Genomic DNA, 8,967 nt, shown 5'->3' on the forward strand with positions numbered 1-8,967 from the left:
GGTGCGCAGCGGATTGATCTCCGAGACGGCACCGACAAACGTGGTCTTACCCACGCCGAAGCCGCCCGCCACCACGATCTTCGCCGAGGTGGTGGCGCGGCCCGTGCCGCCGCTAGAGCTTGCGAAGTCCACTGAGCACCCTTTCCAGCAGTGTCACATCCGGCGTGCCGCCGGCCTCTCCATTGCCCGGCTGGTGGATGGCCACCATGCCGGCTTCCGCCAGGTCCGCCACCAGGATTCGGGCGACGCCGAGCGGCATCGACAGCAGCGCCGACACCTCCGCCACCGACTTGACCTCACGGCAGAGGTGGCAGATCCGCTGGTGCTCGGGGAGCAGGGTCCCCAGATGCGCGGGGTCTGCCGTCGTGCTGACCAGTGCCTCTATCGCGAGCTGGTAGCGCGGCCGGGTCCGGCCGCCGGTCATGGCATAGGGGCGTACCAGCGGCTGGTCGCCTTCCCCGTCGTACGACGCGTGGTGCAGTGCGCCGTACGGATCGGGTGAGGCGGGTGGCGGGGTCATGAATCCTCCGGGCGTGACAGCAGGTTCTCGGCTTGCCGTCTGAAGGGGCCGGTGAGGGGACTGGGCGGCCTGACGGGTGAGGGTTGTGGGCGGTACCTGGGGGGATCGTGTCGTGAATCCGCTGGGTGGCCGCCTAGTGAAGCAGACTGCCTTGGAGCTCGGCGCGGAGGTCTGGCGTGAGGACGGTGCCCGCACGGTCGACCAGGAGGGCCATCTCGTAGCCGACGAGACCGATGTCGGCGTCCGGGTGGGCGAGAACGGCGAGTGAGGAGCCGTCGGAGATGGACATGAGGAAGAGGAACCCCCGCTCCATCTCCACAACGGTCTGGCTGACGGCGCCGCCCTCGAAGATCCGCGAGGCGCCGGCCGTCAGCGACGTCAGCCCGGAGGCCACGGCCGCCAGCTGGTCGGCGCGGTCGCGCGGGAATCCCTCGGACATCGCCAGCAGCAGGCCGTCCGCGGAGACCACCACCGTGTGGGAGACCCCTGGGGTGTTGTCCACGAAGTTGGTGATCAGCCAGTTCAGATTCTGCGCGGCCTGACTCATGGGGCTCAACTAACGCTCCTGCTGGTGAGTGGGGCCGAGATGGTCACCGCCGGTCGACTGGCCGTTGTTGGCCTGCCGACCCTGCTGGATGCCCCGGCGGAGATTGGTCAGACGCCCGCGCACGTCATCGGGCGCGCGCGAAACCTGAGGTCCGGACTGGTGATTCTGCTGCTGAGCGGTCCCCGGAACCAAATTGGCGCGGGGCACGCGGCGGGGCAGCCCGGAAGTGGTGACCCCGCCGGCGGCGGGCTTCTTGACCCGCTCGGCCTGGCGTACGAGTTCGTCGTTGGGCGAGGCCCGCCAGGAACTGGTGACCGAGGTGTCGGCCGCACCGCGCTGGGGCAGCGGCGGAACCGGCACGCCGGTGGGCTCCTGGAGGCCGTGGGCCTGCGGCTCGACGGACTGCTGCCCGCCCTGCCCCGGGCCGTGGAACCAGTTCGTCTCCAGGGTGTCGTACAGCGGAGTACGGCCGTCCCCGGGCCCGGCCGGCGGCAGTGCCTCCGGCTGCTGGGGCTGGAGCGGCAGCGCGGAACGGTGCGGAGCCTCGCCCGACGGGGGACCGGAGGGCCGCGGCGCTCCGAAGTCCTCGCTCTCGGGGCCGCGTTGACGCGGCGCGAGCGACTGCTGGTCCTGGTACCGCTGCTCCTGGCTCGGCTGGAGCGGTACGCCGAAATCGGGCCGCGCGAACTGCGCGGTGCTCGCCGGGTCCTGGCCCCGGGGGGCCTGCTGCCCGTACGACCCGCCCTGCGGCGCCTGGGGGGCCGAGAAGTCGGGCCGGCCGAACTCGGAGGTCGCACCGGGGCCCTGACGGTCGTCCAACGGCGACGGCTGGGTCAGCGGGTCGTCGAACCCCCGGCCCTGGCCGGGGCCCGTCGGCCGGGCGAACTGCCCGGTCGCGTCGTGCTCGTCATGGCCGCGCGGCGCGTCGGCGCCCCAGCTCGTGGCCTGCGGGCGCTGCGGCGACGGGGCGCCGCCGGGCAGTTCGGCGCGCGGGCCGCCGGTCGGCGGCAGCTGGCGGCCGGGGCCGCCGGGCCGCTGGAAGGCGTCCGTGGACGGCCCGCCCTGCTCCTGCGGGGACTGCGCGCCGGGCCCCTGCTGGTTCTGCCACCCCGACGGCTGCTGGCTCTGCTGGCTCTGCGGGGCGAACTGGTCCGTACGGCCGCCCCGTCCGGGGGAGGCCGGAGCGCCGTGGCCGAAGAGGTTGGTCTGCCCGGACTCGGAGCGGCCCCGGTCCTCGCCCTGAGGGCCGCGGGCGCCGAGCCGTGCGCTGTTGCCGAAGGCCCCGGAGAGACCGCCGCCCTGGCGCTGGGGCTCCTGGCCCAGGCCCGGGAAGCCCTGCCCGCGGCCCCCGTCGTTCGGCTGTCCGCCGCCCTGCGGGCCCTGCGGCCGGGCCGGCCCGTTGTCGCGCGCGGGCAGCGCCGCCCGCGGACCAGAGCCCGCGCCGACCTGTCCGCGCTGTCCGCCGGGCCCGGCGCCGAGGCCCTTGGCCTCCGCGCCGCCCGGGCCCGGACGCTGGCCGTTGCCCGCGCCGTTGCCGGCGAGCAGCCCGCCCGCCGGGGCGCCGGGCGGCTGTCCGGGGCCCTGCTTGGACGGCGGCTGCTTGCCGCCGTGCGCGACGTCCACGGGAAGCATGACCAGGGCGGTCGTGCCGCCGGAGTCGGAGGGACGCAGCTGGATGCGGATGCCGTGACGCAGCGACAGCCGGCCGACCACGAACAGGCCCATGCGGCGGGAGACCGAGACGTCCACCGTCGGCGGCTGCGCGAGCCGCTCGTTGATCGCGGCGAGGTCCTCGGGGGAGAGGCCGATGCCGGTGTCGTGGATCTCGACCAGCACCCGCCCGTCGGGCAGCGCGTGACCGGTGACCTTGACCTTCGTCTGGGGCGAGGAGAACGACGTCGCGTTCTCCAGCAGCTCGGCGAGCAGGTGCACGAGGTCGTTGACGACCCGGCCGGCGACCTCGGTGGCGGGGACCGCGGACAGCTCGATGCGCTCGTACTGCTCCACCTCCGAGGCGGCGGCGCGGAGCACGTCGACCAGCGGGACGGGGCGGGTCCACCGGCGGCCGGGCTCCTCGCCCGCGAGGACGAGGAGGTTCTCGCCGTTACGGCGCATACGGGTCGCGAGGTGGTCGAGCTTGAAGAGCGAGGACAGCTGGTCCGGGTCGGCCTCGCGGGACTCCAGCTCGGAGATGAGCGAGAGCTGGCGCTGGATGAGGCCCTGGGACCGGCGCGAGAGGTTGGTGAACATCGCGTTGACGTTGCCTCGCAGCAGCGCCTGTTCCGCGGCGAGGCGGACGGCCTCGCGGTGCACGTCGTCGAAGGCCGCGGCCACCTGGCCGATCTCGTCCCGCGAGTGCACGCCGACCGACTCGACGGAGGTGTCGACGTCCTGCGGGTCGGTCTCCGAGAGCTGCTTGACCAGCTCGGGCAGCCGGTCCTGGGCGACCCGGGTGGCGGTGTCCTGGAGGCGTCGCAGCGAACGGATCATGGAGCGGGCCACCACGAAGGCGCCGACGAGCGAGACGCCGAGCACGAGGAGGATGACCGCGCCGTTGATGATCGCGTCGCGCTGGGAGGCCTGGCGCAGCTCTCGGGCCTTGGCCTCCATGTCGCTGAGGAGGGTGGCCTCGATCGTCTGCATGGCCTTGATCTTGATGGTGCTCTGGTCGTACCAGTCCAGGTACGAGCGGACCTGCTTGCCCTCGATCCCGTTCGTGGTGTTCAGGATGCGCTTGGCGTACATGTTCCCGGCGTTGATCTCCGGGTTCCCGTTGTCCAGGGACGTCATGAGCTCTTCGGCGCTCTCGCCGGTCGTCCCGTAGATCGCCTTGAACGAGATGAGGGCGCGGGACTCCTTCGCGAGCGCGTTGGAGCCGAACTGCCGGTCGTTCGGGTTCAGGTGCGGCTCCTTGACCGGGCCGCCCGGCAGCGCCGCCGCGATGATCGCGCGCTGGACCGAGGCGTACTCCTTGGCGGAGGAGAACGCCGCCAGGGCCCGGGTCCGCTTGATCATGTCCGGGTTGCTGGTCGCCTGGGCCATGTCCTGCGAGAGGCTCAGCAGCGAGGTGATCAGCTGGCTGTACTGGTCGATGGTGTTGAGGCTCGGTGCGCCGTCCTCGTACGCCGTCTTGCGGATCGTGCGGATGGTGCCGAGCTGGGAGGCGATCTGCGAGATGCTCGCGTGAATGCTCTCCAGCGCCTCGTCGCCCTCGGAGTCCCCGATCGAGTCGGTCTGGTCGAGGAAGGCGTCCTTCTCCCGGTCGGTCTTGTTCCGGGGCTCGGTGACCTTGTAGTCGGTCGGCTTGGACTTGTTCGACAGCGGACCGGCCGACTGGTCGCGCTCCACCTGGAGGGCCTGGGCGAGCGACGTCGCCTGCTTGGTCATCTTGGTCAGCAGCTGCATGTGCTCCAGCTGCTGCATGTCGGTCATGGACTCGTTGATCCGCAGACCGCCCAGGCTGGTCGCGGCGACCACGGGGAGGGCGAGGAGCGAGACCAGACGCGTGCTGATGCGCCAGTTGCGGAGCGCCATGCGCGAGCCCGTGTCGGCCGGGCCGCGGGAGGGCTCGGACGCGTTCGGCTCCGCGTCGCCGCTCGTCGTCGGACCCGGGCGGTCGCTGGTGTCGCCGGCGCCGGCCGGCCCGGGGTCCTGGGCGTGCTGGGGCGAGGAACCGCGGTCGGTCCCGCCGCGCGGCTCCTGTTCCGCCGGAGCGCTGCCATCCCTCTTGAAACGTCCCTGCACTAGCGTCGCAACCTCTGGACCAGGCGTCCCGCCCGTGTGCACGGACGGAACGGTGTCGGCGTCGTGGGGCGCTGGACGCGCCCCATGGTGGTCGTTGAACGACCGGCGTTCTTCCCCCTGTTCACCGCCGCCGCTCGGCGCTGCGTTGCGCCCCTGCGCGCCGGTCTGAAACCCGCGGCGGTGCGTGGAATTCCAGCACAGTGGAGGATCTCCAACAAGGGCCGTGTACCGGGCTGTGACCTGGGTGACCCGTTGTGATGGGGGTGTGACAAGCCGTGGAGAGTGATCGTGAGTAAAGTGGACCATTCGGGAGGAGTCGCTTAGGGGCAGGGGGTGTCCCAGTCGCGATGATCAGGAGCGGAATGATGGATTCAGTACCGCTATGTCTGTTTCTCCGGTCGCGATCGACTGTCCGTATTGAGGTGATTGTCGACGAGTTCGTGAGCAAACTCACACGATGATCGCCGACTCATCCCGGCTTGGGCGGGGAATCGGATGTTTAGCCTGGCGCTTTACAGGGATGACGCATCCGACAAGTCGGCGCCGCCGAGAGCGGCGCCCACACCGAACAGGGTCCTGAGGGCAGATGAAGACGACGACGACGTTCCGCAACATCGCCAACCCCCGGCGCACCACGCTGGCGCACCTGGAGAACGCCGAGGGGCTGTCCGTGCCGCAGCGGCCGGAACACACCGCCGACCTGCCCGCCGTGACGGCCAACCCCCGCCGCACCATTCTCATGGAGACCCCGGTCACCGTCGCCCGGTGAAGGGCGGGGCGACCCCCGCCTCGCGGCGCCCCTCGCGCGGAGCGCCGGGCCCCGCAGAGCGCTAGCCTGGAGCGTCAGTCTTCAGCCAGCCAGTAAGTGAGGGGCGACAGCTTCCCGTGCGCATCGCCAGGTTCTCCATCGACGGCAATGTCGCCTTCGGCGCCGTCGAGGGACAGGGCACCGTGGAATCCGGTGACCTCGTCCTCGACATCATCAAGGGCATTCCGTACGCCGACTTCGAGCTCTCCGGCACCAAGGTCCCGCTGAACAAGGTCCGGCTGCTGCCCCCCGTGCTCCCCAACAAGGTCGTGGCCATCGGTCGCAACTACGCGGAGCACGCCGCCGAGCTCGGCCACGAGGTCCCCAACGCGCCGGTCGCCTTCTTCAAGCCCACCACCTCGGTGATCGGCTCGGGCGACGCCATCGAGTACCCCTCCTTCTCCAACGAGCTGCACCACGAGGCCGAGCTGGCCGTGGTCATCGGCCGCATGTGCCGCGAGGTGCCGCGCGAACGCGTCAAGGACGTCGTCTTCGGCTACACCTGCGCCAACGACGTCACCGCGAGGGACGTGCAGCGACGCGAGCAGCAGTGGGCCCGCGCCAAGGGCTTCGACACCTCCTGCCCGCTCGGCCCCTGGGTGGAGACCGACGTGGACCCCCACGACCTCACCCTCCAGGCGACGGTCAACGGCGAACAGCGCCAGCTCGGCCGTACGAGCGACATGGTCCGCTCCGTCGAGGACCTGGTCGTCCACATCACGGAGGCCATGACGCTGCTTCCGGGCGACGTGATCCTCACCGGAACCCCCGCGGGGGTCGGCCCCCTGCACGTCGGCGACGAGGTCGCCGTCACCATCGAAGGCATCGGCACTCTCACCAACAAGGTGATCAAGCGTGGTTAACGCACAGTCCCCCCAGCTCTCGGCCCCCCACGGGCAGGGGACGACACCCCCTCGCGTACGTTTCTGCCCCTCCCCGACCGGCAACCCCCACGTCGGCCTGGTCCGCACGGCCCTCTTCAACTGGGCCTTCGCCCGGCACCACCAGGGCACCCTGGTCTTCCGGATCGAGGACACCGACGCGGCGCGCGACTCCGAGGACTCCTACCGCCAGCTGCTCGACTCGATGCGCTGGCTGGGTCTGGACTGGGACGAGGGCCCCGAGATCGGCGGCCCGCACCTTCCCTACCGCCAGTCGCAGCGGATGGACCTGTACAAGGACGTCGCGGAGAAGCTGCTCGCGGGCGGGTACGCCTACCCGTGCTACTGCACCACGGAGGAGCTGGACGCCCGCCGCGACGCCGCCCGCGCCGCCGGGAAGCCGTCCGGCTACGACGGCCACTGCCGCGACCTCACGGCCGGGTCGATCGCCGCGTACGAGGCCGAGGGCCGCACCTCGATCGTCCGCTTCCGGATGCCCGACGAGGCCATTGCCTTCACCGACCTGGTCCGCGGAGAGATCACCGTCCAGCCGGAGAACGTCCCGGACTACGGCATCGTCCGCGCCAACGGGGCCCCGCTCTACACCCTGGTCAACCCGGTCGACGACGCGCTGATGGAGATCACCCACGTCCTGCGCGGCGAGGACCTGCTCTCCTCCACCCCGCGCCAGATCGCGCTGTACCGGGCACTCATCGAGCTGGGCGTCGCCAAGGAGATCCCCGCCTTCGGCCACCTGCCGTACGTGATGGGCGAGGGCAACAAGAAGCTGTCCAAGCGCGACCCGCAGGCCTCGCTCAACCTCTACCGCGAGCGCGGGTTCCTCCCCGAGGGGCTGCTGAACTACCTCTCGCTGCTCGGCTGGTCGATCGCGGAGGACCGCGACGTCTTCTCGGTGGACGAGCTGGTCGCGGCGTTCGACATCGCGGACGTCAACGCCAACCCGGCCCGCTTCGACCTCAAGAAGTGCGAGCACATCAACGCGGAGCACATCCGCATGCTCGACGTGAAGGCCTTCACAGAGGCCTGCGGCCCCTGGCTGAAGGCGCCCTTCGCACCCTGGGCCCCGGAGGCCTTCGACGCGGACAAGTGGGCGCAGATCGCCCCGTACGCCCAGACCCGGGTCACGGTGCTCTCCGACATCACCGACAACGTCGACTTCCTCTTCCTCGACGAGCCGGTGCACGACGAGGCGTCCTGGAACAAGGCGATGAAGGAGGGCTCCGCGGCCCTCCTCGCCACCGCCCGCGCCAACCTCGCCGCAGCCGACTGGAACGCGGAGGCCCTGAAGAACGCGGTCCTCACCGCCGGCGAGGCCCATGGCCTCAAGCTCGGCAAGGCCCAGGCCCCGGTCCGGGTCGCCGTGACCGGCCGCACCATCGGTCTGCCGCTCTTCGAGTCCCTGGAGATCCTGGGCCGTGAGCGGAGCCTGGCCCGGGTGGACGCCGCCCTGGCGAAGCTCACCCCCTGACGCCCGCACCGCCGGAGGAGGGCCCGCAGCCGACAGGCCGCGGGCCCTCCTCCGCGTTCTCCTCATTCACCGGCGCGCTCGCCGTGCGGGCGGCTACCGTGAGCCCCATGCCGATCCGAGCCGTGCTCTGGGACGTCGACGACACGCTCTTCGACTACGGGACCGCCGACCGCACCGGCATGCGGCTCCACCTGGAGCACGAGGGGCTGCCCGGGGCGTATGCCTCGGTGGACGCGGCCCTCGACGCCTGGCGGGCGCTGAGCGTCCGGCACTGGGCGCGCATGACCGCAGGGGAGACGGACTTCACGGGGCAGCGCCGGGACCGGGTTCGGGAGTTCCTCTCGCGGGAGCTGGCGGACGCCGAGGCCGATGCGTGGTTCGGACGGCGCGCCGCCCACTACGAGGCCGCCTGGGCGCTCTTCCCCGACGTGCTGACGGCCCTCGACCGGCTGGCGCCCGACTACCGGCACGGCATCCTGTCCAACGCCGCCGCCCACCACCAGCACCACAAGCTGACCGCGCTCGGCGTGCGGGACCGGTTCGAGTCGATGGTCTGCGCCGCGGAGCTGGGGACGGCCAAGCCGGAGGCCGGCGCCTTCCACGCGGCCTGCGAAGCGCTCGCGCTGGAGCCCCACGAGGTGGCGTACGTGGGCGACGAGCCCGACATCGACGCGAGGGGGGCCGTCGCCGCCGGGCTGACGGGCATCTGGCTCGACCGGCGGGGCCGGGGCGGGAGGCCCGATCTCGTGCGGATCACCGGGCTCGACCAGCTTCCCGGCCTGCTGGCGGGCGATACCCGTTTTGGAGCGTCGGACACCTTCGGGTAATGTTCTTTCTGCGCCGCCCGAGCGGGCCGAAAAAGTCCGGCCGGGAAGCGCAGACAGAAGTGAAGCCCTCTCCAGGGGTTGCATTTCAGTGGGCTATGGTGTAATTGGCAACACTACGGTTTCTGGTACCGTCATTCTAGGTTCGAGTCCT

Annotated in this window: 7 protein-coding genes and 1 pseudogene; 4 read left to right on the top strand and 4 right to left on the bottom strand. The window is 71.3% G+C overall.

Annotation, left to right across the window (positions count from 1 at the left end; genetic code table 11):
* The 4 genes and pseudogenes from V9U70_RS03295 to V9U70_RS03310 form a co-directional block, all read right to left on the bottom strand.
* Positions 1–132: pseudogene (locus tag V9U70_RS03295) on the bottom strand (ATP-binding protein); the annotation flags it as partial.
* Positions 113–520, bottom strand: a complete 408-nt coding sequence (locus V9U70_RS03300) for a DUF742 domain-containing protein (RefSeq protein ID WP_266709549.1) — start codon at positions 518–520, stop codon at positions 113–115. The gene V9U70_RS03300 and the pseudogene V9U70_RS03295, both read right to left, overlap by 20 nt.
* A gap of 133 nt (positions 521–653) precedes the next feature.
* Positions 654–1,067 (bottom strand): roadblock/LC7 domain-containing protein, encoded by a 414-nt coding sequence (locus V9U70_RS03305; protein WP_006127850.1) that lies wholly within the window; start codon positions 1,065–1,067, stop codon positions 654–656.
* A gap of 9 nt (positions 1,068–1,076) precedes the next feature.
* Positions 1,077–4,811: a sensor histidine kinase gene (locus tag V9U70_RS03310; protein WP_336672910.1), complete on the bottom strand. Its 3,735-nt coding sequence runs from the start codon at positions 4,809–4,811 to the stop codon at positions 1,077–1,079.
* A gap of 586 nt (positions 4,812–5,397) precedes the next feature.
* Here V9U70_RS03310 and V9U70_RS03315 point away from each other — a divergent pair.
* From V9U70_RS03315 to V9U70_RS03330, 4 genes are all read left to right on the top strand, one after another.
* Positions 5,398–5,580: a hypothetical protein gene (locus V9U70_RS03315; RefSeq protein ID WP_336672911.1), complete on the top strand. Its 183-nt coding sequence runs from the start codon at positions 5,398–5,400 to the stop codon at positions 5,578–5,580.
* 116 nt (positions 5,581–5,696) lie between these two features.
* Positions 5,697–6,482 carry a fumarylacetoacetate hydrolase family protein gene (locus tag V9U70_RS03320; protein ID WP_336672912.1) on the top strand — a complete coding sequence of 262 codons (786 nt, stop codon included), beginning with the start codon at positions 5,697–5,699 and terminating at the stop codon, positions 6,480–6,482.
* A complete protein-coding gene (gene gltX / locus V9U70_RS03325) occupies positions 6,475–7,989 on the top strand; it encodes a glutamate--tRNA ligase (RefSeq protein WP_336672913.1) in 1,515 nt (504 codons plus the stop codon). Before V9U70_RS03320 ends, gltX begins: the two co-directional genes overlap by 8 nt.
* 107 nt (positions 7,990–8,096) lie before the next feature.
* The gene (locus V9U70_RS03330) at positions 8,097–8,816 is read left to right on the top strand and encodes an HAD family hydrolase (protein ID WP_336672914.1); all 720 of its coding nucleotides are present in this window, start codon (positions 8,097–8,099) and stop codon (positions 8,814–8,816) included.
* The last annotated feature ends 151 nt before the right edge of the window (positions 8,817–8,967 follow it).

Source organism: Streptomyces pratensis, from assembly GCF_037137275.1.
GTDB lineage: Bacteria > Actinomycetota > Actinomycetes > Streptomycetales > Streptomycetaceae > Streptomyces > Streptomyces pratensis_B.

Bases quoted from the DNA above. Each gene is read 5' to 3' on its own strand.
- V9U70_RS03300 (WP_266709549.1), bottom strand. From the start codon at position 520: ATGACCCCGCCACCCGCCTCACCCGATCCGTACGGCGCACTGCACCAC.
- V9U70_RS03305 (WP_006127850.1), bottom strand. From the start codon at position 1,067: ATGAGTCAGGCCGCGCAGAATCTGAACTGGCTGATCACCAACTTCGTG.
- V9U70_RS03315 (WP_336672911.1), top strand. From the start codon at position 5,398: ATGAAGACGACGACGACGTTCCGCAACATCGCCAACCCCCGGCGCACC.
- V9U70_RS03330 (WP_336672914.1), top strand. From the start codon at position 8,097: ATGCCGATCCGAGCCGTGCTCTGGGACGTCGACGACACGCTCTTCGAC.